Source organism: Streptomyces sp. NPDC092369, from assembly GCF_044755245.1.
GTDB lineage: Bacteria > Actinomycetota > Actinomycetes > Streptomycetales > Streptomycetaceae > Streptomyces.
The window spans coordinates 127,240-152,317 of record NZ_JBIVQP010000004.1; the positions used below are offsets into that span (position 1 = coordinate 127,240).

At 71.4% G+C, this 25,078-nt stretch carries 27 protein-coding genes; 15 read left to right on the forward strand and 12 right to left on the reverse strand.

Annotation, left to right across the window (positions count from 1 at the left end; translation table 11 throughout):
- Nucleotides 1-18: 18 nt before the first annotated feature.
- Nucleotides 19-798, reverse strand: coding sequence for a DeoR/GlpR family DNA-binding transcription regulator (locus tag ACIQI8_RS24365; protein WP_402354419.1), 780 nt, complete (start codon nt 796-798; stop codon nt 19-21).
- A gap of 156 nt (nt 799-954) precedes the next feature.
- Here ACIQI8_RS24365 and ACIQI8_RS24370 point away from each other — a divergent pair, with 156 nt between their 5' ends.
- From ACIQI8_RS24370 to ACIQI8_RS24380, 3 genes are all read left to right on the forward strand, one after another.
- Complete coding sequence (locus ACIQI8_RS24370) at nt 955-1,836, forward strand: SIS domain-containing protein (protein WP_402354422.1); 882 nt, start codon at nt 955-957, stop codon at nt 1,834-1,836.
- 67 nt (nt 1,837-1,903) lie between these two features.
- Nucleotides 1,904-2,761 carry a ketose-bisphosphate aldolase gene (locus tag ACIQI8_RS24375; RefSeq protein ID WP_402354425.1) on the forward strand — a complete coding sequence of 286 codons (858 nt, stop codon included), beginning with the start codon at nt 1,904-1,906 and terminating at the stop codon, nt 2,759-2,761.
- 127 nt (nt 2,762-2,888) lie between these two features.
- Nucleotides 2,889-4,073 carry a helix-turn-helix domain-containing protein gene (locus ACIQI8_RS24380; protein WP_402354428.1) on the forward strand — a complete coding sequence of 395 codons (1,185 nt, stop codon included), beginning with the start codon at nt 2,889-2,891 and terminating at the stop codon, nt 4,071-4,073.
- A gap of 64 nt (nt 4,074-4,137) precedes the next feature.
- On the opposite strand, the gene ACIQI8_RS24385 is transcribed toward ACIQI8_RS24380, so the two are convergent.
- The 3 genes from ACIQI8_RS24385 to ACIQI8_RS24395 are packed head-to-tail and all read right to left on the reverse strand — an operon-like array spanning nt 4,138 to nt 7,072.
- Nucleotides 4,138-4,887 carry a D-Ala-D-Ala carboxypeptidase family metallohydrolase gene (locus ACIQI8_RS24385; protein WP_402354431.1) on the reverse strand — a complete coding sequence of 250 codons (750 nt, stop codon included), beginning with the start codon at nt 4,885-4,887 and terminating at the stop codon, nt 4,138-4,140.
- A gap of 38 nt (nt 4,888-4,925) precedes the next feature.
- Nucleotides 4,926-5,342, reverse strand: a complete 417-nt coding sequence (locus ACIQI8_RS24390; RefSeq protein WP_402354434.1) for a hypothetical protein — start codon at nt 5,340-5,342, stop codon at nt 4,926-4,928.
- Nucleotides 5,343-5,374: 32 nt separating this feature from the next.
- Nucleotides 5,375-7,072: a GH25 family lysozyme gene (locus ACIQI8_RS24395; RefSeq protein ID WP_402354437.1), complete on the reverse strand. Its 1,698-nt coding sequence runs from the start codon at nt 7,070-7,072 to the stop codon at nt 5,375-5,377.
- Between the two features lie 274 nt (nt 7,073-7,346).
- On the opposite strand from ACIQI8_RS24395, the gene ACIQI8_RS24400 reads away from it, so the two are divergent.
- Nucleotides 7,347-7,583 (forward strand): chaplin, encoded by a 237-nt coding sequence (locus ACIQI8_RS24400; RefSeq protein WP_402354440.1) that lies wholly within the window; start codon nt 7,347-7,349, stop codon nt 7,581-7,583.
- A gap of 185 nt (nt 7,584-7,768) precedes the next feature.
- A complete protein-coding gene (locus tag ACIQI8_RS24405; RefSeq protein WP_402354443.1) occupies nt 7,769-8,683 on the forward strand; it encodes an SGNH/GDSL hydrolase family protein in 915 nt (304 codons plus the stop codon).
- Nucleotides 8,684-8,719: 36 nt separating this feature from the next.
- Here ACIQI8_RS24405 and ACIQI8_RS24410 read toward each other — a convergent pair whose 3' ends face one another.
- Nucleotides 8,720-9,853 carry a methyltransferase gene (locus ACIQI8_RS24410; RefSeq protein WP_402355953.1) on the reverse strand — a complete coding sequence of 378 codons (1,134 nt, stop codon included), beginning with the start codon at nt 9,851-9,853 and terminating at the stop codon, nt 8,720-8,722.
- A 58-nt stretch (nt 9,854-9,911) separates the two neighbouring features.
- On the opposite strand from ACIQI8_RS24410, the gene ACIQI8_RS24415 reads away from it, so the two are divergent.
- From ACIQI8_RS24415 to ACIQI8_RS24425, 3 genes are read left to right on the forward strand one after another with little or no spacing between them, the layout of a single operon-like run.
- Nucleotides 9,912-10,571 carry an alpha-ketoglutarate-dependent dioxygenase AlkB family protein gene (locus ACIQI8_RS24415; protein ID WP_402354446.1) on the forward strand — a complete coding sequence of 220 codons (660 nt, stop codon included), beginning with the start codon at nt 9,912-9,914 and terminating at the stop codon, nt 10,569-10,571.
- Between the two features lie 46 nt (nt 10,572-10,617).
- Entirely contained in the window at nt 10,618-11,856 is a 1,239-nt protein-coding gene (locus ACIQI8_RS24420; protein WP_402354449.1) for an ROK family protein, read from the forward strand.
- Between the two features lie 24 nt (nt 11,857-11,880).
- Entirely contained in the window at nt 11,881-12,336 is a 456-nt protein-coding gene (locus tag ACIQI8_RS24425; protein ID WP_402354451.1) for an RpiB/LacA/LacB family sugar-phosphate isomerase, read from the forward strand.
- Nucleotides 12,337-12,392: 56 nt separating this feature from the next.
- Here ACIQI8_RS24425 and ilvY read toward each other — a convergent pair whose 3' ends face one another.
- On the reverse strand, nt 12,393-13,256 hold the full coding sequence (ilvY, locus tag ACIQI8_RS24430; RefSeq protein WP_402354454.1) for an HTH-type transcriptional activator IlvY: 864 nt from the start codon (nt 13,254-13,256) through the stop codon (nt 12,393-12,395).
- Between the two features lie 88 nt (nt 13,257-13,344).
- On the opposite strand from ilvY, the gene ACIQI8_RS24435 reads away from it, so the two are divergent.
- From ACIQI8_RS24435 to ACIQI8_RS24445, 3 genes are all read left to right on the forward strand, one after another.
- Complete coding sequence (locus ACIQI8_RS24435) at nt 13,345-14,814, forward strand: ketol-acid reductoisomerase (protein WP_402354457.1); 1,470 nt, start codon at nt 13,345-13,347, stop codon at nt 14,812-14,814.
- A gap of 135 nt (nt 14,815-14,949) precedes the next feature.
- Nucleotides 14,950-15,408: a hypothetical protein gene (locus ACIQI8_RS24440; protein WP_402354460.1), complete on the forward strand. Its 459-nt coding sequence runs from the start codon at nt 14,950-14,952 to the stop codon at nt 15,406-15,408.
- A gap of 1 nt (nt 15,409) precedes the next feature.
- A complete protein-coding gene (locus tag ACIQI8_RS24445) occupies nt 15,410-15,880 on the forward strand; it encodes a pyridoxamine 5'-phosphate oxidase family protein (RefSeq protein ID WP_402354463.1) in 471 nt (156 codons plus the stop codon).
- Between the two features lie 8 nt (nt 15,881-15,888).
- Here the strand turns inward: ACIQI8_RS24445 and ACIQI8_RS24450 are convergent, their stop codons facing one another.
- From ACIQI8_RS24450 to ACIQI8_RS24460, 3 genes are read right to left on the reverse strand one after another with little or no spacing between them, the layout of a single operon-like run.
- On the reverse strand, nt 15,889-16,797 hold the full coding sequence (locus ACIQI8_RS24450; RefSeq protein ID WP_402355956.1) for a phosphotriesterase: 909 nt from the start codon (nt 16,795-16,797) through the stop codon (nt 15,889-15,891).
- 20 nt (nt 16,798-16,817) lie between these two features.
- Nucleotides 16,818-17,402: a DUF4865 family protein gene (locus ACIQI8_RS24455; RefSeq protein ID WP_402354466.1), complete on the reverse strand. Its 585-nt coding sequence runs from the start codon at nt 17,400-17,402 to the stop codon at nt 16,818-16,820.
- 11 nt (nt 17,403-17,413) lie between these two features.
- Nucleotides 17,414-17,971, reverse strand: a complete 558-nt coding sequence (locus ACIQI8_RS24460) for a TetR/AcrR family transcriptional regulator (RefSeq protein WP_402354469.1) — start codon at nt 17,969-17,971, stop codon at nt 17,414-17,416.
- Nucleotides 17,972-18,199: 228 nt separating this feature from the next.
- Here ACIQI8_RS24460 and ACIQI8_RS24465 point away from each other — a divergent pair, with 228 nt between their 5' ends.
- Genes ACIQI8_RS24465 through ACIQI8_RS24475 form a run of 3 tightly spaced genes read left to right on the forward strand, consistent with a single transcriptional unit; the run spans nt 18,200 to nt 21,806 of the window.
- Nucleotides 18,200-18,499 carry an SHOCT domain-containing protein gene (locus tag ACIQI8_RS24465; protein WP_402354472.1) on the forward strand — a complete coding sequence of 100 codons (300 nt, stop codon included), beginning with the start codon at nt 18,200-18,202 and terminating at the stop codon, nt 18,497-18,499.
- The gene (locus ACIQI8_RS24470) at nt 18,496-19,248 is read left to right on the forward strand and encodes an ABC transporter ATP-binding protein (protein WP_402354475.1); all 753 of its coding nucleotides are present in this window, start codon (nt 18,496-18,498) and stop codon (nt 19,246-19,248) included. The genes ACIQI8_RS24465 and ACIQI8_RS24470 overlap by 4 nt, the downstream gene beginning before the upstream one ends.
- Nucleotides 19,245-21,806, forward strand: coding sequence for an ABC transporter permease (locus ACIQI8_RS24475; RefSeq protein ID WP_402354478.1), 2,562 nt, complete (start codon nt 19,245-19,247; stop codon nt 21,804-21,806). The genes ACIQI8_RS24470 and ACIQI8_RS24475 overlap by 4 nt, the downstream gene beginning before the upstream one ends.
- Nucleotides 21,807-21,958: 152 nt before the next feature.
- Here ACIQI8_RS24475 and ACIQI8_RS24480 read toward each other — a convergent pair whose 3' ends face one another.
- Both ACIQI8_RS24480 and ACIQI8_RS24485 read right to left on the reverse strand, forming a co-directional pair.
- Nucleotides 21,959-22,489 carry an ATP-binding protein gene (locus ACIQI8_RS24480; RefSeq protein WP_402354481.1) on the reverse strand — a complete coding sequence of 177 codons (531 nt, stop codon included), beginning with the start codon at nt 22,487-22,489 and terminating at the stop codon, nt 21,959-21,961.
- A gap of 227 nt (nt 22,490-22,716) precedes the next feature.
- Complete coding sequence (locus ACIQI8_RS24485; protein WP_402354484.1) at nt 22,717-23,040, reverse strand: hypothetical protein; 324 nt, start codon at nt 23,038-23,040, stop codon at nt 22,717-22,719.
- 344 nt (nt 23,041-23,384) lie between these two features.
- Here ACIQI8_RS24485 and ACIQI8_RS24490 point away from each other — a divergent pair, with 344 nt between their 5' ends.
- Nucleotides 23,385-24,539, forward strand: a complete 1,155-nt coding sequence (locus ACIQI8_RS24490; protein WP_402354487.1) for a PLP-dependent cysteine synthase family protein — start codon at nt 23,385-23,387, stop codon at nt 24,537-24,539.
- On the opposite strand, the gene ACIQI8_RS24495 is transcribed toward ACIQI8_RS24490, so the two are convergent.
- Complete coding sequence (locus ACIQI8_RS24495; RefSeq protein WP_402354490.1) at nt 24,513-24,983, reverse strand: SRPBCC family protein; 471 nt, start codon at nt 24,981-24,983, stop codon at nt 24,513-24,515. The genes ACIQI8_RS24490 and ACIQI8_RS24495 overlap by 27 nt on opposite strands.
- Nucleotides 24,984-25,078: the final 95 nt, after the last annotated feature.

Here is a 25,078-nt window from a genome sequence, read left to right on the forward strand (position 1 = left end):
TGAAGGCACCACGGCCGGTCACACGACGAGGACGTCGATGCCCGCCTCCTCGAAGCGCCGTACCGTGTCCGGGCCCGCCGCCGTGTCCGTCACGAGCGTGTCCACCGTCTCGGCCGCGCAGATCCGGGCGAACGCGCGCCGGCCCAGCTTGCTGGAGTCGGCGGCGACGACCACGCGCTCGGCACGCTCGCACAGCGTCCGGTTGATCGCGGCCTCCGCCTCGTCGTGCGCGGCGGCCCCGTGCGCGACGTCGAAGGCGACGACACCGAGCACCGCCACGTCGAGGGTGATCTGCCCGAGCACCCCGTCGGCGAGCGGCCCGATCAGCTCGTACGACTGCGGCCGGGCGACCCCGCCGGTCACCACGATCTTGAACTGGGGGCGCACGGCCAGCTCGTTGGCGATGTTGAGCGCGTTGGTGACGACGGTGAGCGCGGGGGAGCCGGTGCCGAGATCGCCGCGCACCGCGAGGGAGCGCGCGACCTCGGTGGTCGTCGTCCCGCCGGTCAAGCCGACGGCCTCGCCGGGTGCGACGAGATCGGCGACCGCCTTCGCGATGCGCTGCTTCTCGGAGGCGTGCCGGGCGGTCTTGTAGCGCAGCGGCAGCTCGTAGGACACCCCGTGCACGACCGCGCCCCCACGCGTGCGGACCAGCATCTGCTGCTCGGCGAGCTGGTCGAAGTCGCGCCGGATCGTCGCGGCCGAGACCGCCAGCTCGACGGCCACCTCCTCGACGTCCAGCCGGCCCCGCTCCACGAGCAGTTCCAGCAGCGTCTGCCAGCGGGCGTCGCGCGACATCCGGTCCCTCCGTTCCCTGGCCCGTTCCCGGCCCGTTCCCCGGCCGGTGGCCGATCTTCCGGCGACCCTAGCGCACCTGGAGTGCGCTCGAATGCTTGATTGTGCTCGAAAACTCGCTATATCTTGCAAGAACAATCATATCCGGGAGGGGTAAGCATGACCCACGTCGAGGACGAGCTGACCAGCCAGCCCGAGTGCTGGACCCGGGCGGCAGCGGAGGCGCCCGGGTACCGCGGGGTGCTGCCGGCGCCGGGGGAGCGGGTCGCGATCGTCGGCTGCGGCACCTCGTACTTCATGGCGCAGGCCGCCGCGGCCCTGCGCGAGGGCGCGGGCCAGGGCGAGACGGACGCCTTCGCCGCATCCGAGTACCCGCGCGGGCGCACCTACGACCGTGTCGTCGCCCTCACGCGGTCCGGCACGACCACCGAAGTGCTGGAGCTGCTCGGTGAGTTGACGGGCCGCATCCGCACCACCGCGATCACCGCCGACCCGGACACCCCGGTCATGACGGCCGCCGACGACGTCGTCGTCCTCGACTACGCGGACGAACGCTCCGTCGTGCAGACCCGGTTCGCGACCACCGCGCTGACCCTGCTCCGCGCCCACCTGGGCCTGCACACCGACTCCGCGGTCGCCGACGCCCGCACCGCGCTGGCGACACCGCTGCCCGAAGGCCTTGTCGCCTGCACGCAGTTCACCTTCCTGGGCCGTGGCTGGACGGTGGGCCTCGCCAACGAGGCCGGACTCAAGATGCGCGAGGCCTCCCTCGCCTGGACCGAGGCCTACCCCGCGATGGAGTACCGGCACGGCCCCATCAGCATCACCACCGAGGGCACCGCGACCTGGATGCTCGGCGAGGCGCCCGAAGGGCTCGCCGAACAGGTCCGCGCCACCGGCGGGTTGTGGGTGGCCGGGGTCCTGGACCCGCTCGCCGAACTGGTCCGCGCCCAGCGCCTCGCGGTCGCCGTCGCGGCGGCCAGGGGCCTCGATCCGGACGCCCCGCGCCACCTCACCCGCTCGGTGATCCTCGCCCCCTGAGCCGATCCCTCGAAGGACCGACCGGACAGGACCTGACAGCACCGAGCAGGATCGGAGAAGAGAAGCCGTGCCCCTCGTCACCACCGCAGAACTGGTCACCCGCGCCGCCGCCGCGCATTCCGCCGTCCCCTCCTTCAACGTCATCACGTTGGAACACGTCGAGGCCGTCATCGCCGGAGCCGAGGCCGCGCAGGCGCCCGTCGTCCTCCAAGTCAGTGAGAACGCCGTCAAGTTCCGTTATGGGCGCCTCCTCCCGCTCGCCCGCGCGGCCGTCGCCGCCGCCGAACGTGCCTCCGTGCCCGTCGCGTTGCACCTCGACCACGTCCAGAGCGACGACCTGCTGCGGCAGGCCGCGACCGCCGGCTTCAGCTCGGTGATGTACGACGCGGCCCGGTTGCCCTACCTCGACAACCTCGCCGCGACCCGGGCCGCCGCCGACTGGGCGCACTCCCAAGGCCTGTGGATCGAAGCCGAGTTGGGCCAGGTCGGCGGGAAGACCGGCGAGCCCCGCCTTGACGCCCACGCGCCCGGTGCCCGCACCGACCCCGTGGAGGCGGGGGCCTTCGTCGCCGACTCCGGGGTGGACGCCCTCGCCGTCGCCGTGGGCAGCACGCACGCGATGACCACTCGCACCGCGACCCTCGACCACGCCCTGATCAAACGCCTCTCCGCCGCCGTGAGCGTCCCCCTCGTCCTGCACGGCTCCTCCGGAGTGCCGGACGGCGAACTCACCGCCGCGGTCGCGGGCGGCATCGCCAAGGTCAACGTCGGCACCGCCCTCAACCTCGCCATGACCGGCGCCATCCGTGACTTCCTCGCCGCCCACCCCGAGGCGGTCGACTCGCGCAAGTACCTGAGCGTGGGCCGGGAGGCGATGGCGGAGACGGCCCGACGGATCATCCAGGTGCTGAACGGGCTCTGCTGACTTGTTGTCAAATAGCGTCGCCGGAAGGGAATTTGGTAATCGCGTTGCGGAAGTGAAAGGACACACACAGTCTCTTCACGGGGTGTAGCTTCTACCCGTCAGTAGAGGCTTGAGCGAGGGTGGTTGTGTGGTTGCCTCTCCGCATACCGAAAAGTTCGCGGCCCACCTCCGGATGCTGAAGGACCGCAGCCGTCGCGGCTACGACCGTCTCGGCAAGGAGGCGGGCGTCAGCGGTTCCAGTCTGCATCGGTACTGCTCCGGGCTCAGCGTCCCCGCGGACTATCGGGTGGTGCACGCCTTCGCCAAGGTGTGCGGCGCCAGCGCGGAGGAACTGCGCGAACTCCATCGGCTGTGGGCACTGGCGGACACCGATCGGGACGCACCGGTCGTGCCGGTCAAGGACGCACCGGCCGTGCCGGTCAAGGACGCATCGGCCGTGCCGGACAAGGACGACCCCGCACCGGTACCGGAATCCGACGGCTCGGCCGTGCCGGTGCAGACGAGCCCTGAGCCCGACGAGCCCGCTGCCGTGCCTGCGCCGCTGTCCCCTGCCGTGTCCGCCCAGGCGGGCCCCGGACCGGACGACATCACCCCGTCGGAGCTCACCCCCGGCGAGAGCGAGAAGCCGCGATGGTCCGGGGTGCCGGAGAAGTGGTCCTCCCGTTGGGCGGTACTGGCGGCCGTGGTCGCGGTGGTGCTGGTGGCGGGCTTCGTGTGGATGCCCGACAGCGACACCGGCGGAGGCTCGTCCGCGGCCGGCAAGAGGCTCCTGTACTCCAAGGCGTGCAAGTCGGTCAGCATGGGGCAGCACGACGAGTGCGTACGCGAGTTGCAGACCCTGTTGCTGCGGGCGAAGGGCAAGCTCGCCGTCGACGGGGACTTCGGGCCGGAGACCCTGCGCAGACTGACCGCGTTCCAGGTGCTGGCGGGTCTGCCGGCCACCAACGTGGTCGATGAAGCCACCAAGAAGGCGCTCTACGCGCACAAGGTGAGCATGACGACCTGGTCGCAGGCAAAGGTGGCGAAGCGGGTCCGAGAGGTGTTCGTCGAGGATCCCGACACCGCCGTGGCCGTCGCCCGCTGTGCGTCCTTCCTCGACCCGCTCTACGTACTGCCCAACACCAACGGCAGCCGGAACTGGGGCGTTTTCCAGATCTCCGACCGCCGCCTGCCGGAGCTCGGCGGCACTCCGCTGCGGGCGTTCGACCCGGACTGGAACATCAAGGCGGCCCACCGCCTGTGGAGCGCCGAGCACGACTTCCACGACTGGCCCTCCTGCGAAGCGGCGTTGAAGGACAAGCCGAAGAGCTGACGCCGGCCGGGGCTCCGGGTACCGACACGGCGGTACCCGGAGCCCCGCTCCCCCGAAAGCGGCATCAGACCGTGCCGCTCTCCCACCACCAGTCGCGGCCGAGGTCGGCCCGGCTGTCGACATGCTGGTGGTCGACCGTGTACCGCTCCAGACCGGAGAACCCGCAGGTCTCCGCCTTCTGGTAGACCGTCTTGGTGGCCACACCGGGCACGTCCAGGTCGGCCGCGGTGCCGTACAGGTGCATGCTGTCGCTCGCCCCGCCGATGTCGGCGTTGTGCGCGATGCTGCGGAAGCCCGAGTTGACCGTGATCGGCTTGTCGCCCAGCTTCTTGCGCAGCGCCTCCAGCTTGTACATGCAGCGCCGGACGTTCTCCTTCACCTGCGCCGCGCTCACCTTGCCGCCGTTGAAGGCGCCGCCCGTCTGGTTCTCGAACTCGCTCCAGTTGAAGTGGAGCGTGGAACCGTCCGACTGCTCCAGCGAGTTGAGCTTCGCCTGGGTGTTGGGCCCGACACTGGCGTCGGCGGTGAGACCGTACGCCGTCTGGAACCGGCGTACCGCCGCGGCCGTACCGGGACCGAAGTCCCCGTCGATGCTCACCCGGCTGTGGCTCGCGCTGTCCGCCGCCCAGCCCGCGACCCGGATCTGCAGCTCGGTCACGTCGGCGCCGGTGGCGCCCTCGTTCAGGGTGCGCGACCACGAATAGGCCTGTGCGACGCCCGAGAACAGCAACTGACCGAACGCGACGCCGGCACCGGCGGCGAGCGTGCCACGCAGCATGGCGCGGCGGTTCATGGGACGGAAGGAGGAGGTCATCATCGTCCTTTCGGAGAACGGTGGTGGGGGAGACGAGGTCAGTAGGCGATCTGGAAGGACACGTTCTGCGCGTCGGTGTCATAGGCGTGCACGCGCAGGACGAAGTGGGTGCCGTCCTTGACGTCGGTGGCGACGGTCCCCCACTCGGTACCGTGCGTGGTGTACGCGTCGCCGTTGTTGCACTTGGTGGTGTGGTCGGTGAACACCACACAGGCGTCCAGGTACACCCCCGGCACGTCCGTGATGAGCCGCATGTTGATGTCGCTGCACCGCGAGGACGTGGTGTACGTGCCGTACTCCTTGGCGGCCGCCTGATAGTGGTACGTCAGGTTCTTCGCGCCGCCGTAGCAGCTGACCGCGGCGGCCGAGGACTGCGCGGTGGCGGGGACGGCGCCCGCTGCCAGCAGCGCGGCCGTGGTGAACAGAGCTGAGGCGAGCGCCTTGCTCCGGAGCATGGTGGTCTCCGTTCGGTGAGTGAGCGGGGTGGTCAGAAGGCGATCTGCGCGACCGCGTCGTCCCCCTCCAGGGGCACGCCGTTGGGCACCGTGAACTTGGTGCCGTCCAAGACGTCGGTGGCGATGGTCGTCCAGCTCCGGCCGACCTTGGTCCAGCGGTTGCAGGTGCCGGTCTTCGCGAACTTCACGCAGACGTTCAGGTAGTCGGCGGTTCCGCTGGTGACACGCATGTTGATGTCGACGCAGCGGCTGGTGGTCCAGTAGGGGCCGAAGTCGAGCACGTCCCCGTAGCGCACCGTGACCGCGCCGCCGTAGCAACTCGTGGCGGCAGCGACCGAGTCGGCGGCCAAGACGCCCCGCGCCGAAGCCGTGAGACCTGAGGTGCGGTTGGCCAGCCGGTCCAGATCCGCCTGGGTGCCGTTGAACACGTCACCGGTCGCCGGAGCGCGCAGGCCCGGGAAGAGCGCGGCGTCGGTGTACTGCCACATCGACCAGGTCGTCGAGCCGTTCGGCACCGGCGGCGAGGTGATCGACTGGCGGTAGTCCGCGAGTTGCAGCGGATAGCGGGCGAAGGCGGTGGTCGAACCCATGCAGTCGTCCAGGAAGGACTTCTGGGTGTAGATCATCGGGGTACGGCCGAAGGCCGCCTCCACCTTGTCGAGCCAGGCCTTGGCGTCGCTCACCGTGCCGTAGGTGGGACAGCGGCCGCTGCCGTCGTCCATGCGCTCCAGGTCGAAGATCGGCGGCAGATCGCCCGCCCGCTGCCCGGTGTATCCGGTCGCCCGCACCGCGGAGATGAACCGGTCGGCCTGCGCCGCACCCGTGTCGGCCGCCGTGCCCGTGTAGAAGTGGTACGGCGCCACGGCCAGCCCGGCGGCCCGGGCCGCGACGAGGTCGGTGGCGAGGTACTCGTCGGTGACGTTCAGGCCCCGGGTGGCCTTGACCGTCGCGAACTCGACGCCCGAGGCCTTCACGGCCCTCCAGTCGATCGCCGCGCCGCCCGGGTGCTGGTACTTGGCCGTGTCCAGCCCGTCGATCGGATAGCCGGCGGGGCGCGGTGGCGTGCAGTAGGTGTTACGGGCGGACCAATCCACCAGCTTCGCCCAGGTGTTGGGGCCCACGACGCCGTCGGCACTGAGGTTCGCGCAGTGCTGGAGCTCGATGACGCGGGACTTGGTCCCGCCTCCGAAGTCGCCGTCGATAGTCAGCGGCGCGTAGTGGAACGGCTCCATGGCCAGGTTCAGCCGGCACTGCAGCTCCTCGACCTCCGTGCCCTTCGCGCCCTGCTGCAGCGTCGGCCGCGTGTCGGTGTGGCCGCAGACGGCCGCCTGCGCCGTGCCCGACGTGCCCTGCGTCGCGCAGGTGTGCGGCTGCGCGGCCCAGGTGTTGAGCGCCGCCCAGGTTTGCGGGCCGACCACACCGTCCACGCCCAGTCCGGCACACCGCTGGAACTCCTTGACCCGCGCCGCCGACGCGGGACCGAAGGAGCCGTCCGCCGCGATCGGCGTGTACCTGCTCGGCTTCGTCGCCAGATTGAGCTGGCACTGCGCCTCGACGGCCGCGTCCCCCGTCGATCCCTGCTGCAGCGTGGGCTGCGCGCTCGTATGCCCGCAGACCGCGACCGCGGCGGTGGCTGCGGACTGCGCAGCCTGCACCACCGTGGGCCCGTACAGGGGCAGGAGCGCTGCCACGGCGAGGGTCAGACCCCGCAGAAGCGTCCTTTGTCCCATCTGGTGTTCCCCTCTGATGAGTTGCCGGAAGCCCCGGCGGACTCATGCTGGCCCGGACCTCCAGAAGCCCGGATCCTCCGGACCCCGATTGGGACGCCGGGACGATCACACGCCTGTGACCAGTGAGGATGGATCAGCGCTGGGACGAACGCGGGATACGGGGGATGGGCCTGCTCGGACGGTCGCCACCCGTTCGGCCGCCGAAGAGTGTCGGGGTACCCCCAAGCACCGGCAGCGTGGAAGGACATGCCCCTCCAAGTGACAGGAGTTCTTCATGAGCAAGCGTCTGACGGCAGCGGTCGGTCTGGCGGGTGCGGCGTTGATGCTGTGTGCCGGTACGGCGAGCGCGGACCCGGACCCCTCCGGCGTCGCCACCGACAGCCCGGGCGTGCTCTCCGGAAACGTCGTTCAGGTCCCCGTGGACCTGGACCTCAACCTCTGCGGCAACTCCGTCAACATCGTCGGTCTGCTCAACCCCGCCGTGGGCAACTCCTGCGAGGACGCGGACTGACGAGCCGTGCGGACTGACGAGCCGTAGGGACACCTCGGCCGGACGACTCTCCGCCTCTGCGTTCGAATTCATCCCTGCCGACCTCTGGCCTCCGGGACTTACCGACCGGTATACAAAGTCAGTTGAATGAGCGAGGACTTTGCGGGGCCCGTCCCGTTGTCTCGACTCGGATCAGGGGGATCTCCATGAGGCGTGAGCTGAATCCGGCCGCAACGGCACCCGGCCGCCGCAGGGTTGTGGCGGCCGCGGCGGCGGTCAGTGGCTGCGCGCTCGTCGTCGCCTCCGCGGCACCCGCGGCGGCGCACGGTTCGGGCCACGACCGCCGTACGCAGTACGTGGCGCTCGGCGATTCGTACACCGCGGGGCCGGCCATCCCGACCCAGGTGGACGCTAACTGCGCCCGCTCCGACCGCAATTATCCCTCGCTGGTGGCGGCGGACCGCCGGGGGACCGTGCTCAAGGACGTGAGCTGCAGCGGCGCGACCACCGAGGAGATGTGGAAGGCGCAGGGCACGAACCCTCCTCAACTCAACGCGGTCCAGCGCGACACCGATCTCGTGACGGTCCAGATCGGCGGCAACGACTTCGGGTTCGGAACCATCATCGGCACCTGCGCGAGGCTCAGTTCCACGGATCTGACGGGCAATCCGTGCCAGCGGTACTACACCTCGTCCGGGACCGACCAGTTGGTGCTGAACATCCTCAACACGGCACCCAAGGTCACTCGCGTGCTCCGGGCCATCCACGCGAAGGCGCCCCACGCGCGCGTGCTCGTCGTGGGCTATCCGGACCTCCTGCCCGACGACGGCAGCGGCTGCTACCCCTCCGTGCCCTTCGCCGCGAAGGACTTCCCCTACCTGCGGGACACCGGGAAGCGGCTCAACCTGATGCTCCGCCTGGTGGCCGCGCTGAACGGCGCGGAGTACGTCGACACGTACAAGCCGACCATCGGACACGACATGTGCAAGCCGCCCGCGGACCGCTGGATCGAGCCCCTGCAGCCGGCCTCCCCGGCCGCTCCCGCCCACCCCAACGCCAAGGGCGAGGCCGTCATGGCGACCGCCGTGCTGAAGCGCCTGGAGAGGCGGCACGGGCACTGACGTGTGCGCCGTCGCGAGGGCGGCCCGGGCCCCGAGCTAGTCCCTGACCGCCCTCAGCACCACGAACTTCGCGTCACCCGCGACGAGTTCACAGTTGCCGAACAGCCGTCGCAGCTTGGCGTGGTAGCCGAGGTGCCGGTTGCCGATCACCCACAGCTCGCCACCCGCACCGAGCACCCGCCGCGCCCCGGTGAACATCCGCCACGCCGTCGCGTCCGTCGTCGTCTGGTGCGAGTGGAACGGCGGGTTGGTGAGGACGAGATCCACGCTGCCGTCGGCCACTCCGGTCAGCCCGTCCCCGACCCGGAACTCGGCGTGCCCGGGCACCCCGTTCGCCTTGTACGTCGCTTCCGCGGAGGCGACGGCCTGGAACGACTCGTCGACGAACAGCACTTCGGCGTCCGGATCGGCGAGCGCCACCGCCGTACCCACGACACCGTTCCCGCAGCCCAGGTCCACCACGCGGCGGGCGCCGGTCCCGGTGGGCAGATGGCTCAGGAAGAAGCGTGTGCCGATGTCGAGCCGGTCGGCGCAGAAGACGCCCGCGTGATTGACGACGGTGTGCCCGGACACGGTGCCCACGCCGTCGGGCAGGGCGTAGCTGTAGGGCCAGGGGTTGGTCCCGCGGCGCAGCGAGGGGTCGGGCGTGCAGAAGATCAGGCGGGCCTTCTTGTCCGCGAGCGAGGTGCGGGTCGGGCCGAGGATCCGCTCGAACAGGCGCAGCGTCGAGGTGTGGATCTCCTTGACCATGCCGGTGCCGACGACCACCGTGCCCGCGTGCACCGCCGGCGCCAGCCGGTGCAGCTGGTCCTCCAGGAGCGCCAGGCTCTTCGGCACCCGCACCAGCAGTACGTCGACCCGGTCGGGCGGCGGATCCTGGGTGGTGAGCAGCTGCACGGCACCGATCCCGACGTCGGCCCGGCCGAGATTGGCCCGGGTCGCCTCGCGGGTGAGGAAGGAGTCCGTGATCTGCACCGGTTCGTACTCCGCCAGGGCCGTGACCAGGGCACCCCAGCGGTCGCCCACGACCACGACGGTGCCGGACAGGGGGATGCCCTCGTCCGCGAGATGCCTGAGCAGGTACTCGTCGGAAGCGTCCCAGGCACGGAGCCGGTCGCGCGGATCCTCGGGGAAACGGGCCAGCTCGCGCTCGCCCCATGGCGTCGTCATACGGTCGTTCATTGTGCTCAAGGCTAGCGGAGCCGCAGCTCAGACCCGTTCGGGCAGGATGGGAGCCATGGACGAGGCCGAACTCTTCCCCCGCGAACGCACCGAAATCGCGCCGGGCGCGGTCCATGTACCGGACTGGCTGGACCCCCGTCGACAGCGTGAACTCCTGGAGGAGTGCCGCACCTGGGCCCGCCCGCCGGCCGGTCTGCGCACCGTCCGCACCCCCGGCGGCGGCACGATGACCGCCCGCCAGGTCTGCCTCGGCCTGCACTGGTACCCGTACGCCTACGCCCCTACGGCCGTCGACGGGGACGGCGCCCCGGTGAAGCCCTTCCCGGCCTGGCTGGGCGAGCTGGGCCGCCGGGCCGTGACCGACGCGCTCGGGCCGCAGCCGACCCCGGCGGGCTACGACATCGCCCTGATCAACTTCTATGACGGCGACGCCCGCATGGGCATGCACCGCGACGCCGACGAGAAGTCGGACGCACCTGTCGTGTCCCTGAGCCTCGGCGACACCTGCGTCTTCCGCTTCGGCAACCCCGAGACCCGCACCAAGCCCTGGACAGATGTCGAACTGCGCAGCGGCGACCTGTTCGTCTTCGGCGGCCCGTCCCGTCTCGCGTACCACGGGGTGCCCCGAGTGCACCCGGGCACCGCACCACCGGAACTGGGACTGACAGGGCGTCTGAACATCACTCTCCGGGTCGGCGGTCTGTAGTCGTCCGGTGGTCGTCGTACCTGCGGATCATGGGAGACTCGCCTTCATGAGCGGCAAGGCTGACCCCCGGCCGGCGGGGGAAGGGACCACCTCGAGAGCGCGGTTGGACCGAGGGCGCGGTGCGCTCGGACCCGCGCTGGAGCTCGTACACACCGGGCGTGCGCCGACCAGGGCGGTGCTCACCGCCGAGCTCGGCGTGACGCGGGCGACGGCCGGCGCGGTCGCCGCGGAGCTGGAGGCGCTCGGGCTGATCCGGGTGGATGCCCGGCCCGGCGCGGCGGCCGGTTCGCAGGGCCGCCCCTCGCACCGGCTCTCGGTCGCGGACGACGGGCCCGTCGCCCTGGCCGCGCAGGTGCACGCCGACGGGTTCCGGGCCGCTCTGGTCGGTCTCGGCGGCCGGATCGTCGCCACCGCGCCGGGCTGCGAGACCGTCGACGCCGACCCGGCGAAGGTGCTCGGCTCGGTCGTGGAGGCGGGCGCCGAGCTGCTGCGCGAGACGGGCCTGCGGTGTGTCGGCGCCGGTCTCGCCGTACCGTCCGCGGTCGCCGAGCCCGAGGGCCTCGCCCTCAACCCGCTGCACCTGGCCTGGCCGGCGGGCGCACCCGTGCGCCGGATCTTCGCGGAGTGCGTGCACGCGGCCGGCATCACCGGACCGGCGTTCGCGGGCAACGACGTGAACCTGGCCGCCCTCGCCGAACACCGGCACGGCGCGGGTCGCGGCGCCCGGGACCTGCTCTGCGTGGCCACCGGACACCGGGGCGTGGGCGGGGCGCTGGTGCTGGACGGCCGTCTGCACACGGGCAGTTCGGGCCTGGCCCTGGAGGTCGGCCACCTCACCGTCAACCCCGAGGGCCGTCCCTGCCACTGCGGCAGCCGCGGCTGCCTCGACGTCGAGGCCGACCCGCTGGCCTTCCTCACCGCCGCGCATCGCGACCCCGGCCCCGAGGTGTCGCTCCTCCAGCAGGCCATGGACCTGATCCGCAACCACTACGACGACCCGTCGATCCGCACGGCCACCGAGACCCTCATCGACCGTCTCGGCCTCGGACTCGCGGGCCTGGTGAACATCCTCAACCCCGACCGCATCATCCTCGGCGGCCTGCACCGCACCCTCCTGGACGCCGACCCCGAGCGGCTGCGCGCGGTCGTCGCCGACCGCAGCCTGTGGGGGCAGAGCGGCGGGGTCCCCATCCTGCCCTGCACCCTCGACCACAACAGCCTTGTCGGAGCGGCCGAGTTGGCCTGGCAGCCGGTCCTGGACGACCCGCTGGGGGCGCTGGTGTAGGGCCCGTCGCGTAGGCTCGCGGGCATGCGGATCTCCGTCTCCTCGGACATGGACGAACCCGTGGCCCGCGCCCTTGTCGCGGAGCTGCGCAGGCGCGGGCACGAGGTGCTGCCCCATGGGGCGCTCAGCCCCGGCGACGACCCGCAATGGGCCGCGTGCTCGTCGGCCGCCGCCCAGGAGGTCGCCGCCGGGACCGCCGACCAGGCCGTCGTCTGCTGCTGGACCGGCACCGGCGCGTCCATCGCCGCGAACAAGATCCCGGGCGTACGGGCGGCCCTGTGCACGGACGCCTACACGGCGGACGGCGCCCGCCGCTGGAACGACGCCAACGTGCTCGCCCTCAGCCTCCGCCTGACCTCCGAACCACTGCTCGGGGAGATCCTCGACGCCTGGTTCGCCGGCGAGCCGAGCGAGGACCCCGAGGACCGGCAGAACGTGGAGCGCGTCGAGCGGCTCGACCTGGGCAGAGCCACGCCCTGAGTCACCGCCAGGGGGCATGGGGGTTACCTGCGCTACCTGCGCCGAGGCACCGGCAGTCAGCGGCGCAACGCCACCGGCCCCGGCATCCACAGCGCCGCCACCGACGGCCGCCGCAGATCCGCCCGCCGTACGCACAGCCCGATCGGGAACGGCTCCGGCGCCGGATCGGCGGGCAGCACCGTCAGCCGGTCCCGCACCGCACTGTGATCCAGTACGAGCCTGGGGACCACGCCCGTGCCGCAACCCAGGGCGACCAGCGTCAGCAGCCCCTCGTGACCGTCCGGCTCGCACGCCACCTCGGGCGTCCTGCCCCGGGCCCGCAACCACCGGTCGGCCGCGTCGCGCACCAGGCCGCGGTGGGGGAGCACGAAGGGCCCGTCGAGACCGGGGTCCGGCCGGTCCCGGGCCGTGACGAGGACCAGCTCGGTCACCGCCACCGTGCGGCTCACCAGCGACTCCGGCAGCCGCGCCGGGATCCCCGCGACGGCCGCGTCCACCTCGCCCTCGTCCAGCCGGGCCAGGGCGGCCGCCGCGTCACCGGTGCGCAGGTCGATCCTGACCTGGGGGTGGGCGGCCCGGAACGGCGCCAACAGGTCGGGCAGCAGCGCCTGGCAGGCGGTCACCGTGGCGAACACCGCCAGACGGCCGGTGAGTTCGGCCGGTGCGGGATGCTCCTCGCGGTAGGCGCGCCACAACTCCAGTGCCTGGACGGCGTATTCGCGATACCGGTGGCCCTCCGCGGTCAACGACACCCCGCGCGGTCCACGCTCGAACAGCCGATGCCCGAGGTCCGCCTCAAGCCGCTGCACCGTGCGCGTGAGCGTCGCCGGGCTGACATGGCAGTCGAGACTGGTCCGCCCGAAGTTCAGGGACTGCGCCAGATGCAGGAAGAGACGCAGCTCCCGATGATCGTCCCGCATCCGCTGACCTCGCCGTTTCACTTCACGCAACAGCGCGCTGCACAAGTTGTGCTTGCCGCAATGCCTGCCCGGAGCCTACAACTCGACCATGACCTCGACCACGTACACCTCCCACGTCTTCCCTCTCGAAACGATGGACGTGCCCGGCGGCACCGAGACCGTCCTGCGGGGCGGACGGCACCTCTTCCCGCTGCTCCCGCAGGCCTTCGCCGGGGTCCGCCGCGTCGGCGTCCTCGGCTGGGGCCCGCAGGGCCGTGCCCAGGCCCTCAACCTCAGGGACTCGCTGGCCGGTACGGACATCCAGGTCGCCGTCGGACTGCGCCCGGGGTCCGGCTCGGCCGCCGACGCGCGGGCCAACGGCTTCACCGAGGAGGACGGCAGCCTCGGCGACTGGCTGACCGTGGCCGCCGACAGCGACCTCGTCATTCTCCTGATCGCCGACGCGGCACTCGCCGCGCACCACGAGGAGATCTTCGCGGTCCTCAAGCCCGAGGCCGTCATCGGCCTCTCGCACGGCTTCCTGGTCGGCCATCTCCGGGAGACGGGCGGCGAGTTCCCGCCCGGACACGGCGTGATCGGCGTCTGCCCCAAGGGCATGGGCGACTCGGTGCGCAGGCTGTACCGGCAGGGCGAGGAGATCAACGGCGCCGGCATCAACAGCAGCTTCGCGGTCCACGCCGACCCCGACGGACGCGCCACGGACCTCGCGCTCGGCTGGTCGGTCGCGCTCGGCTCGCCGTACACCTTCCGCACCACCCTCGACAGCGAGTACCGCTCCGACATCGTCGGCGAACGCGCCATCCTGGCCGGCGCCGTCCACGGCATCGTCGAGAGCCTCTACACGCGCCGGCGCCTGGCCGGGGACGACCCGGTCACCGCGTACGAGCGCTCCTGCGAGAACATCACCGGGCCGATCGCGCGCACCATCTCGCGCGAGGGACTCCGAGCCGTCCGCGAGAACCTCGACCCGGCCGGCCGTGACGTCTTCGACCGCGCCTACACGGCGAGCTACGGTCCGGCCCGCGAGATCATCGCCGAGATCTACGACGAGGTCGCCGACGGCACCGAACTGCGCAGCGTCATCCTCGCCGAACGCCGGCTCGGCAGCCGTCCGATGAGTGTGATCGGCGGCTCCCCGATGTGGTTGGTGAGCGACGAGGTGCACGCCCGCCGCGCCGAACACGACGTGTCCGTAGACCCGTTCACCGCGGGCGTGTTCGTCGCCACCATGACGGCCCAGATCGACGAGTTCGCCGAACGCGGCCACCCCTGGTCGGAGATCGTCAACGAGTCCGTCATCGAGGCCGTCGACTCCCTGCTGCCCTACATGCACGCGCGGAACGTGGCCTACATGGTCGACAACTGCTCCCGCACGGCCCGCCTCGGCACCCGCCGCTGGAGCCCCCGCTTCCAGGCGGCCTTCGAGCAGATCGCGTACCCGGCGGCCGAACTCCCCGCCGACAAAGCCCTGTTGACGGCATTCGACACCCACCCGGCCCACGAGGCCCTGTCGGCGGCGGCGAAGCTGCGGCCGTCGGTGGACATCTCCGTGGCGTAGGCATCCGGTCCCGCACACCTCCCTGTCCACTGGTGTCCCGCAGAGGCACCGATGAGTTTCGCTGGCGCCCGCTGTCCTACACGTGAAGAGCGCGGACGGACGATCTGTGCGGTCGAGGAGAGGGAGGTGTGCGCGGTGACCGAACCGGCACGGCAGGAGGCGCTGGCACGGTTGGACGCCCTGGTCGGCGAGTGGGAGCTGCGGGCCGACTTCCCCGGCCGGACGGTGCCCCCTGGCCGCAGCGTGTTCGAGTGGACCCTGGACGGACGATTCCTCGTCCAGCGCACCGAGGTGCCGCTCGCGGAGGCCCCGGACACCATGTCCGTCATCGCGGTCGACCAGGAGACGGGCGGCTACACCCAGCACTACTTCGACAGCCGGGGTGTCGTCCGCCTGTACGCGATGACCTTCGTCGACGGACTGTGGCAACTGGTGCGGGAGACACCGGACTTCACACCCCTGTCGTTCCGGCAGCGGTTCACGGGGCGATTCAGCGCCGACGGCGACACCATCAGCGGCGCCTGGGAGATCGCGAAGGACGCCTCGGCCGACTACGAGCACGACTTCGCCCTCACGTACCACAGGAGCCGCTGACATGTCCGCCACCGCAACGCCCGCGGAGATCGCACGCGGCATCGTCGAAGCCAACCTGTACATGGTGCTCGCCTCGGCCGACCAGGACGGACGACCGTGGAGCACGCCCGTGTACTTCGCGCACGCGGACTGCCGGGAGTTCGTCTGGGTCTCCTCGCCGCAGGCCACGCACTCCCGCAACATCGCGTCACGCCCCGAGGTCGGCATCGTGGTGTTCGACTCCTCGGCCCCGATCGGCATCGGCCAGGGCGTCTACATGTCCGCCCTCGCCGCACGAGTGGACGAGTCGGAGATCGAGCGCACGATCGACGTCTTCTCGCGTCGCTCCGTCGGCCACGGGGGACTGGTCTGGACACCCGCCGACGTCAAGGACACCTCGGGCCTCGTTCTCTACCGCGCGGTCGCCGACGCGCACTGGATCCTGGCCAAGGACGGCTCCCCCGACCACCGCATCCCGGTCGACCTCACCTGAACCCGACCTCACCGCCACTCGACGGCGAAGGCACGGGCGGGGTTCTCGGTGAGGACGCGGTCCGTCAGCTCCTCACCGAGGTCCAGCGCGAGCCGCGGCCGTACCCGCCGCAGCAGATACGGCATCCCCGGCCCGCCGTCCACCGACCGCGCTCCCGCGACCACCGTGTCCCCGCCGAGCAGCAACCGGTGGCCGAACCCGGCCTCGGCGAGGGCCCGTACGGCGTCCGGCATGCGCCAGTCGGTGGCGTGGTTGACGCGGGACGGACCGTCGAAGGCCAACCAGCAGCCGGACTTGGCGGCCTGACGCTGGGCCACGAGGTCGGGGGAGCGGTTGAGATGACCGAGGATCACTCGGTGCGGCGGCACGCCCAACTCCCCGCAGAGCAGGTCGAGTACGTCGAGCGCGCCCGTGCCCAGCTCCAGGTGCACGGCGATGGGCGCGTCCGTCACGCGCTGTGCCTCCGCCGCGGCGGCCATGGTCCAACGCGCGTGCGCGTCCAGCGAGTGGAAGCCACCGGCCACCTTGATCAGCCCCGCCCGCACCCCCGACGTGCCGACACCGTCGGTGAGTTCGGAGACGAAGACGTCGGCCGGCTTCCGGCGCACCGCCTCCAGCACCTCCGGCGCGTAATGCGCGGCCTGGTGCAACCCCGTCGCGCAGACGATGTGCACCCCGGTGGCGCGGGACAGTTGAGGCAGATCGGCGACCCGCCGCCCCATCCCGTACGGCGTCCACTGCACGACGGCCGACCCGCCGACCGCGCGAAAGGCCTCCAACTCGGCCCGCGCGGCGGCGCCGTCGTTGAGCTCCTGACCCGGCAACTGCGGGCTGCTGAGGAACAGATGGTCGTGCGCGTCGCACACGCCGAGGTCGGCCGGGTCGACATCCCCCAGCACCGTACGGACGGTTGTCACCGCTGCCGTACGGACCGTGCTCACCACTGCCGCCCGCGCGGCAACCGCTCCCGACCCGGCGCCGACAGGTGCAGCACCTCGAACGCGTCCCCGTCGGCCTTGGGCGCGTCGTGCTCCCAGAGCGAGAAGTGCACCAGCTCCCAGCGGCCCGTGTCGACGGCCGCCGCCGCGAGCACCGCCCCGTCCGCCCCGGCCAGCCGCTCCGTCTCCCGCACCGCCTCCGCCATGACCTCCGCCAACTCCACGCCCTCGGGCACCGGTTGACGCAGTCGTACGGCGAACCGCGCGGGCGAGCCGACAGCGCCGCCCTCCTCGTATGCCACACCTGTCCACTGCCGGATCGACGGCCGCCCGAAGTCGTTGCTGAGCCCCTGGAAGGCGCCTCCCCAGAGGAAGGTGTTCATGCCCTCCATGGTGTTCCACAGGTAGAAGGGCGCGTACTGGTTGACCGGCGAGCCGTTCACCCCGCGCTCGCGCATCAGGTACGTCTTGACGCCGAGTCCGTCCCAGTCGTCGAGGAGATGGCCGACGCGGGCGACCCGGCGGCGGATGACCGCCATGTCGTAGTCGGCGGGCAGGGTCAACTCGTACTGCATGGCGTGCATTCGATGCCTTCCTATCGCGGTGCGAGAAGGGAGAGCAGGCCCCGGACGGCGGTGTCGAAGGCGGCGGGGTTCCCGGAGGCGCGGGCGAGGACATAGCCCCCCTGTACGGTCGCGAGGACGGTCGCGGCGATCTCCTCGCCGTCCAGCGAGGGTGCGAACTGTCCCTGCTCCTTGCCCTCTTCGACGATCCCGGCGAGCCGCTCCCGGATCCGGTCGAGCGTCTCGTCCACCGGGGCGCGCAGCTCGTCGCTGGCGACGACGTCCGGATCCATGGTGAGACGCCCGACCGGGCAACCGCGCAACACATCACGCTCGCGGAGCAGATACGCCTCGATCCGCTCGTACGGACTCCCCGGACCGTCGAGTACTCCCTCGGCGGTAGCCAGCAACTCATCGGCCGTCCGGCGGATCGCCGCCAGGGCGAGATCCGGCTTCCCCTTGAAATGGTGGTACATGCTGCCCTGTCCGGCGCCGGCGCGCTCCAGGATCGCCTTGGGACTGGTGCCCACGTAACCGCGTTCCCACAGCAACTCACGGGTGGACTCGATCAGGCGCTCCGGGGTGCTCATGCGGTGACTGTACATACTAGTAGTTACAGAAGTCGAGACCCTTTCCGTAGACCGCCACGGCCCGCCGGGAGCAGCCGCGATGCACCGGCGTACTCCCCGGGAGGTACGCCCACTGCCGCTGGCCGTACGACGACCCGGGCCCCTCCCCGCGGCCAGTCTCGATACATCACCGCAAGCCCCCTCCGGGGCGACGAACCTCTCTGAGGCTCTTGAAGGAGATGAATCGACATGCAGACTCTCGCGAACTGGAACGGCAACGGACCCGGCCCGTGGATCCTGTTCTTCCCGCTGATCTGGGCGGCCGTCGTGGTCGGCGCCGTCACGCTGCTGCGCCGCACCGTCTGGCGCGGCCGGCGGGGTGGACCGTGGCGCGCGTTCGAGGACCCGCGCCCCTCGGGCGACTCGCCCCTCGCCGTGCTCGGCCGGCGCTTCGCGGCCGGTGAGATCGACGAGGACGAGTACTGGCGCCGGCTGTCCGTCCTGGACGAGCAGTTCGGCCGCACGGCGGGCAAGGGCGGTGCCGCATGACCACCGCGACCGCCACGCGGACGGCCGCCCGGGTCGTCGAGGCCGTGAAGGTCTACGGCCGCGGCGACACCGAGGTGAGGGCCCTGGACGGGGTGAGCGTCGACTTCCCGGTCGGCCGCTTCACCGCGATCATGGGGCCCTCGGGCTCCGGCAAGTCCACGCTCATGCACTGCGCGGCCGGCCTCGACACGCTCACCTCCGGCGTCGCCTGGATCGGCGACACCGACCTGGGCACGCTGGACGACCGCCGCCTGACCCTCCTGCGCCGCGACCGCGTCGGCTTCGTGTTCCAGGCCTTCAATCTGGTGCCCACGCTCACCGTCGAGGAGAACATCAGGCTGCCGCTCGACCTGGCAGGCGCCGGCAAGGGCGACACGGAGTGGCTCGACGCGCTGATCGACGTCGTCGGTCTGCGTGACCGTCTCCACCACCGGCCCTCCGAACTCTCCGGCGGGCAGCAGCAACGCGTCGCCGTGGCACGGGCGTTCGCCGGACAGCCCGACGTCGTCTTCGCCGACGAGCCGACCGGAAACCTCGACTCCCGCGCGGGCGGTGAGGTTCTCGGCCTGCTCGGCCGCACCGCGCGCCAGACGTCCCGCGCCGTCGTCATGGTCACCCATGACCCGGTCGCCGCCGCCCACGCCGACGAGGTCGTCTTCCTCGCCGACGGGCGCCTGGTGGACCGGATGGAAGCCCCGACCGCCGACAGGGTCCTGGACCGTATGAAAGCCTTCGAGGTGCCGTCATGAACGCCTCCGTCCGCCTGAGCGTGTCCTCCCTGCGCGCCCACAAGCGGCGCTTCGCCGGCACCTTCCTCGCCGTGTTCCTCGGCGTCGCCTTCCTGGCCGGCACCCTCGTCATGGGCGACACCCTGCGCGCCGGCTTCGACACCATGTTCGGCAACGCGACCAGCGGCACGGACGCCGTGGTCCGCAGCGCGGACGCCATCACCACACCGGGTGAGAGGGAGGGCGTACGCCAGCCGGTCGCCACGGGCCTCGCCGACACCCTCGCGAAGGTGCCCGGTGTCGCCTCCGCCGAGCCCGAGATCCAGGGCGCGGGCCAGCTGGTCGGCAAGAACGGCAAGCCCATCGGCGGTCAGGGCCCGCCCACCCTCGCCGGCAACTGGATCGCCGACCCGAAGCTCAACCCGTACCAACTCGCCGAAGGCCGCGCCCCGTCGAAGTCCGGCGAGGTCGTGGTCAACCGAGGGGCCGCCGACAAGGGCGACCTGAAGATCGGTGACACGACCACCCTGCGCACCCCGGACCCGGTCCAGGTGAGGATCGTCGGCCTCGCGACCTTCGGCGGCGAGGACGGCATGGCCCAGGTGACGTTCACCGGCATGACCCGCGCCGACGCGGAGAAGTACCTCACGGCCAGGCCCGGCGAGGCGTCCAGCGTTAAGGTGCGGGCCGGCCCCGGAGTGAGCGAGAAGGAACTCGTCGACCGGCTGACTCCCGTACTGCCCAACGGGGTTGAGGCCATCACCGGTCAGGAGTCGGCGCAGGAGAACACCGACATGATCTCCAGCCAGTTCCTGACCATCTTCACCACCTTCCTGCTGGTCTTCTCCGGCATCGCCCTGCTCGTCGCGACCTTCTCCATCCACAACACCTTCGCGATCGTCGTCGCCCAACGCACGCGTGAGAACGCCCTGTTGCGCGCCCTCGGCGCCTCCCGTCGGCAGGTCACCGCCGCCACCCTGGTCGAGGCGACCGTCGTGGCCGTGACCGCCTCGCTCGCCGGTCTGGCGGGCGGCATCGGTATCGCGGCCGGGTTGCAGGCACTCTTCCCGGCGATCGGATTCCCGTTCCCCAAGAGCGACTTGGTGATCAGCGCGCTGTCCATGGCGCTGCCGCTCGTCGTGGGCATCGTGGTCTGCCTGGGCTCCGCGCTCCTGCCCGCCGCCCGCGCCGGACGCACCGCCCCGCTGGCGGCCCTGCGCGAGACCGCCGTCGACTCCTCCGGCGCCTCCCGCACGCGTGCGGTCACCGGAGCGGTCCTGGGCTCCCTCGCCGTCACCGCGACCCTCACCGGCGTGCTGGTCTCACCGTCCCTCTGGCTGGCGGGACTTGGCGCCGTCCTGGCCCTGGTCGCCTTCGTGGTCCTCGGCCCGGTCGCCTCCTCGACGGCCGTACGCGTCCTGGGTGGCCCCTTGGACAAGCTGCGCGGGGTCACCGGCGGACTCGCCCGGCGCAACGCGCTGCGCAGCCCCAAGCGGACGGCCGCGACCGCGAGCGCCCTCATGATCGGTGTGGCCGTCGTCGCCCTGTTCACCGTCTTCGGGGCCTCGCTCAAGGCCACCATGGACCAGACCGTGTCCCGTTCCTTCGCGGGCGACGTTGCCGTGAGCACACCGTCGTTCGGCGCCGGCGGCAGCGGACTCAGCCCCCGCCTCGCCGGAGCCGTCCAGGAGCTGCCCGAGGTCGACACGGCTGTGGGCCTGGGCCGCGGGGTCGCCGAAGTCGACGGCAAGGGAAGGGCGTTGACGGTCACCGACCCGTCGGCCCTGCAACGCACCTTCGACCTGGGCAAGGTCGACGGCTCGATGAGCGCGCTCGGCACCGACGGCATCGCCCTCACCAGGAGCGAGGCCGAGAAGCAGCACCTGGCCACCGGTGACGAGGCCCGACTCACCTTCACCGACGGCAAGAAGGAGACCTTCACGGTCCGCGCGGTCTACGGCCGGTCGGAGCTCGCGGGGGACTACGTCATCACCCGTGCCGCCTGGGCTCCGCACCGCACCCAGGACTCCGACACCCTGGTCGCGGTCTCCTTCAAGGACGGCGTGAGTACCGACGCGGGCAAGGCGGCCGTGCAGAAGGTCGCGGACGTCTACGGCAACCCGGAGGTGCAGACCCGCGACGAGTACGCGCAGTCCTCGGCCGGCGGCATCGACATGATGCTCACCCTGGTCTACGCGCTGCTGGCCCTCGCGGTCCTCATCGCGCTCCTGGGCATCGCCAACACACTGACCCTGGCGATCCACGAACGCACCCGCGAACTGGGCCTGTTGCGAGCCGTCGGGCAGACCCGGTCCCAACTGCGGGCCATGGTCCGCTGGGAGTCGGTCCTCGTGGCGGCCTTCGGCACGGTCGGCGGCCTCGCCCTGGGCGCCTTCCTCGGCTGGGTCCTGGTCAAGGCCTCCGACGGCGCGAGCGACAGCGCCTTCGCCTTCGCGATCCCGCCCCGGCAGCTGCTGATCGTGGCCCTGGTGGGACTCGCGGCCGGCGCCTTGGCAGGCTGGCGCCCGGCGCGGCGGGCGGCCCGCCTGGACGTACTGCGGGCGATCGCCACGGAGTGAGTGAGCGGGGGAGCCAGGGAGGGTTGCCGGGTGCGCGGGACAGCCCGGGAGGACCTGCCGGGTGAGGGGGAGAGCCCGGGAGCGCCTGCCGAGGGGGCGGGCGAGCCCGAGCGTGCCCACAGGACGAGCGGAGGAGCGACCGGCTCCTCCGCTCACCCCGCGACGGCGGACCGAGCGGCGGCATGCGCCGCCCGACGGACATCGACCCCGTGTTCGACATCCGCGAAGCGCTGGGCCGGCTTCTCGGTCACCCGTCGCGGCATACGCGCAGGGGTGGCGGCCGGCGGCTGCGCGGCGGGCAGGGTGAACCAGACGACCTTGCCCGACTCGCCGTTCGCCCGTACCCCCCAGCTCTCGCTCACCGCGGCCACCATGGCGAGCCCGCGCCCGCTGGTGGAGGAGGGGTCCACGTCCCGTACCTCGGGCAGCCGGGGATCGTGGTCGTGCACGGAGACCGTCAGCCGGTCGAGCAGCAGCTCGATCTCCACCGTGCACAGCTTGTCGGGCTGCGCGTGCCGGTGGACGTTGGTCAACAGCTCCGTCACGCCGAGCGCGGCGTGGTCTATCAAGGGATCCAGATGCCAGTAGCGCAACTGCGCCGATACGATTCTGCGGACCTGGCCGATCCGCGACGGCAGGGCATGGAGCTCCACCGTGCAGTGCCTGCTTGGGTGACTGATCACGGCTGCGACTCCCCGACTGAGATGGTCCGGAAGAACACGGAGTTCGGATCCAGCAGGGGCCCCGGCAAAAACGGCCGTCTGCTGTCGTGTCCGGCGGGCTGGTTCGCAGCGTTATCGCCGGTAAACCCAGAGTGACGTGGTAACAGCGTGACGCAGGGGGTGAGGTACCGCAACTCGCGATGGGCCACCCGTCCGGGCCGAGGTCGGCCGGCTGTCCGTCGAAGCGGTCAGCCGCCGCGCCGCGCGGCCTTGCGCACGGCCTCGATGAACCGGCGGGCCGCGGGCGGTCCCGGTTCGCCGGGGGCGGGATCGTGGTCACCGAGGGTCAGCAGGTACCGCTTGCCGTTCAGGTCCGCGAGCGCCCGGCCGTCGGGCGCGAACCAGGGCCTGGAGGCGCGTACCGCCTGCACCGGCGCGCTGTCGATCTCGCTGCCGTAGCTGGTGAGCAACTCCAGTCGGCCGTCGCTGATCCGGACCTGTCCGGCCCGGGTGAGCGAACGCAGCCGCTTCCCTATCCCCACGCCCTTGGCCGTGAACTCGGGCTCCGCCATGCCGCTCCGCCCCCTCGTGTGCGTCCGGTGCGCCGGACCGTGACCCCGCACGGGTCTTGATCCGGCCGGTTCGGTGATCCAGCTCGTCTCGTGATCCAGTGTGCGTCCCCTTCGGCGAAGTCTGCCCGCCCCCGGCGTCGAGCACCAGTGCGCCTGGACACCGTGAGCCCGGCACCCGGAGCACTCGCGCGAATGCGCCCCATGCCGCGTACCACCGTGCCCCAGGGCGGCCTTTGGGCTGCCCAAAGAAGCGTTTATGCAGGTGAGAAGCGTGCGGAAGGTGCATATGATCGGTGTGTCGGCCGCGCGAGGCGCCGTCGGCGCGAAGCAGAAGGAGCCCCGCCGTGACCACCCCACAGCAGACCCGGACCGGCGTGACCCTCGACGTCGACCACAGCGACGCCGACTACCGCGCCTGGCTGAAAGAGGCCGTCCGCAAGGTCCAGGCGGATGCCAACCGTTCGGCCGACACGCACCTGCTCAGGTTCCCGCTGCCCGAGGAGTGGGGCATCGACCTGTACCTCAAGGACGAGTCGACCCACATCACCGGCAGCCTCAAGCACCGCCTGGCGCGTTCCCTCTTTCTCTACGGGCTGTGCAACGGCTGGATCCGGCCGGGGCGCCCGGTGATCGAGGCGTCCAGCGGTTCGACGGCCGTCTCCGAGGCCTACTTCGCGGGGCTGATCGGCGTCCCCTTCATCGCCGTCATGCCCCGCACGACCAGCGCCGAGAAGTGCCGTCTCATCGAATTCCACGGCGGGCAGTGCCACTTCGTGGACGACTCACGCAAAATGTACGAGGAATCCGCCCGCCTCGCGGCCGAGACCGGCGGCCACTACATGGACCAGTTCACCTACGCGGAACGGGCCACGGACTGGCGCGGCAACAACAACATCGCCGAATCCATGTTCCGCCAGCTGGAATTGGAGCGGTTCCCGGAACCCGCGTGGATCGTGGCCACGGCCGGCACGGGCGGCACCTCGGCGACCATCGCGCGCTACGTCCACTACACCCAGCGCGATACGCGCATCTGCGTGGCCGACCCGGAGAACTCCTGTTTCTTCGAGGGCTGGACCACCGGCGACCCGGACGTCACATGCGACTGCGGCTCCCGCATCGAGGGCATCGGCCGCCCCCGTATGGAACCGAGCTTCGTGCCGGGCGCGGTCGACCGGATGATGAAGGTCCCGGACGCGGCCAGCGTCGCCGCGGTGCGCACCCTGGAGCGGGCCATCGGCCGCAAGGCGGGCGGCTCCACCGGGACCGGCCTGTGGAGCGCCCTGAAGATCGTCGCCGAGATGGTGGCCGAGGGCCGCCGGGGGAGCGTGGTGACACTGCTGTGCGACCCGGGCGACCGCTATCTGGACAAGTACTACTCGGACGCGTGGCTGGCCGAGCAGGGCATGGACATCGAGCCGTACACGACGGCGATCGACTCGCTCCTGAAGACGGGCGTCTGGGCTGCCGAGGGCCTAAGAGGCGAGCCGACGGTCCAGTGACGTGACCGCGCCCCGGAAAGCGCGCCCCAGAGCCGACCGGGACCCCTTCAGGACCAGCCGGAGCGGAGCCGAACCGTCCGCCGCGAAGGTCCACTGCACGCGCGTACCGGTACCGGACGGCAGCAATCGCCACTCCTCCACCAGGGCCCGCACCCCCGGAGCATTGCTCGAGTCGACGCGGTAGGCGTACAGCTCAGGCTCCTTCGCCGCGAGGACCGTCTCCTCGAAGTGCCCGCCACCCGTGAGCCACACCTCGCGCCGGGTGCCGTCGCCGAGCGGCCGGGCCCGTTTCACGCCCGGGAACCACTCCGCCCACCCCGGCACGTCCTCGGCGAGGGCGCGGTGCACCGCCTCGGGGGCGGCGGAGATCTCCCGGGCGAACACGAGACGTACGGGTGCGGTCTCGACGAAGTCGAGCCCCTCTGGGCGCAGTTGGCGAGCCATGGACGAGAACCCCCTTGGCGGCGGAGGGTGGTTGACCGGGCAGCGTCACGATAGCTGGCGGCTCGTCAGATGTCTGCACTGCCTGAGATCCGCCC

Bases quoted from the DNA above. Each gene is read 5' to 3' on its own strand.
- ACIQI8_RS24385 (WP_402354431.1), bottom strand. From the start codon at position 4,887: ATGACCTCCTCCTTCCGTCCCATGAACCGCCGCGCCATGCTGCGTGGC.
- ACIQI8_RS24445 (WP_402354463.1), top strand. From the start codon at position 15,410: ATGTCCGCCACCGCAACGCCCGCGGAGATCGCACGCGGCATCGTCGAA.
- ACIQI8_RS24455 (WP_402354466.1), bottom strand. From the start codon at position 17,402: ATGCACGCCATGCAGTACGAGTTGACCCTGCCCGCCGACTACGACATG.
- ACIQI8_RS24420 (WP_402354449.1), top strand. From the start codon at position 10,618: ATGAGCGGCAAGGCTGACCCCCGGCCGGCGGGGGAAGGGACCACCTCG.
- ACIQI8_RS24485 (WP_402354484.1), bottom strand. From the start codon at position 23,040: ATGGCGGAGCCCGAGTTCACGGCCAAGGGCGTGGGGATAGGGAAGCGG.
- ACIQI8_RS24415 (WP_402354446.1), top strand. From the start codon at position 9,912: ATGGGAGCCATGGACGAGGCCGAACTCTTCCCCCGCGAACGCACCGAA.
- ACIQI8_RS24465 (WP_402354472.1), top strand. From the start codon at position 18,200: ATGCAGACTCTCGCGAACTGGAACGGCAACGGACCCGGCCCGTGGATC.
- ACIQI8_RS24365 (WP_402354419.1), bottom strand. From the start codon at position 798: ATGTCGCGCGACGCCCGCTGGCAGACGCTGCTGGAACTGCTCGTGGAG.
- ACIQI8_RS24435 (WP_402354457.1), top strand. From the start codon at position 13,345: ATGACCTCGACCACGTACACCTCCCACGTCTTCCCTCTCGAAACGATG.
- ACIQI8_RS24470 (WP_402354475.1), top strand. From the start codon at position 18,496: ATGACCACCGCGACCGCCACGCGGACGGCCGCCCGGGTCGTCGAGGCC.
- ACIQI8_RS24460 (WP_402354469.1), bottom strand. From the start codon at position 17,971: ATGAGCACCCCGGAGCGCCTGATCGAGTCCACCCGTGAGTTGCTGTGG.
- ACIQI8_RS24410 (WP_402355953.1), bottom strand. From the start codon at position 9,853: ATGACGACGCCATGGGGCGAGCGCGAGCTGGCCCGTTTCCCCGAGGAT.
- ACIQI8_RS24395 (WP_402354437.1), bottom strand. From the start codon at position 7,072: ATGGGACAAAGGACGCTTCTGCGGGGTCTGACCCTCGCCGTGGCAGCG.
- ACIQI8_RS24370 (WP_402354422.1), top strand. From the start codon at position 955: ATGACCCACGTCGAGGACGAGCTGACCAGCCAGCCCGAGTGCTGGACC.
- ilvY (WP_402354454.1), bottom strand. From the start codon at position 13,256: ATGCGGGACGATCATCGGGAGCTGCGTCTCTTCCTGCATCTGGCGCAG.
- ACIQI8_RS24390 (WP_402354434.1), bottom strand. From the start codon at position 5,342: ATGCTCCGGAGCAAGGCGCTCGCCTCAGCTCTGTTCACCACGGCCGCG.
- ACIQI8_RS24400 (WP_402354440.1), top strand. From the start codon at position 7,347: ATGAGCAAGCGTCTGACGGCAGCGGTCGGTCTGGCGGGTGCGGCGTTG.
- ACIQI8_RS24475 (WP_402354478.1), top strand. From the start codon at position 19,245: ATGAACGCCTCCGTCCGCCTGAGCGTGTCCTCCCTGCGCGCCCACAAG.
- ACIQI8_RS24405 (WP_402354443.1), top strand. From the start codon at position 7,769: ATGAGGCGTGAGCTGAATCCGGCCGCAACGGCACCCGGCCGCCGCAGG.
- ACIQI8_RS24495 (WP_402354490.1), bottom strand. From the start codon at position 24,983: ATGGCTCGCCAACTGCGCCCAGAGGGGCTCGACTTCGTCGAGACCGCA.
- ACIQI8_RS24425 (WP_402354451.1), top strand. From the start codon at position 11,881: ATGCGGATCTCCGTCTCCTCGGACATGGACGAACCCGTGGCCCGCGCC.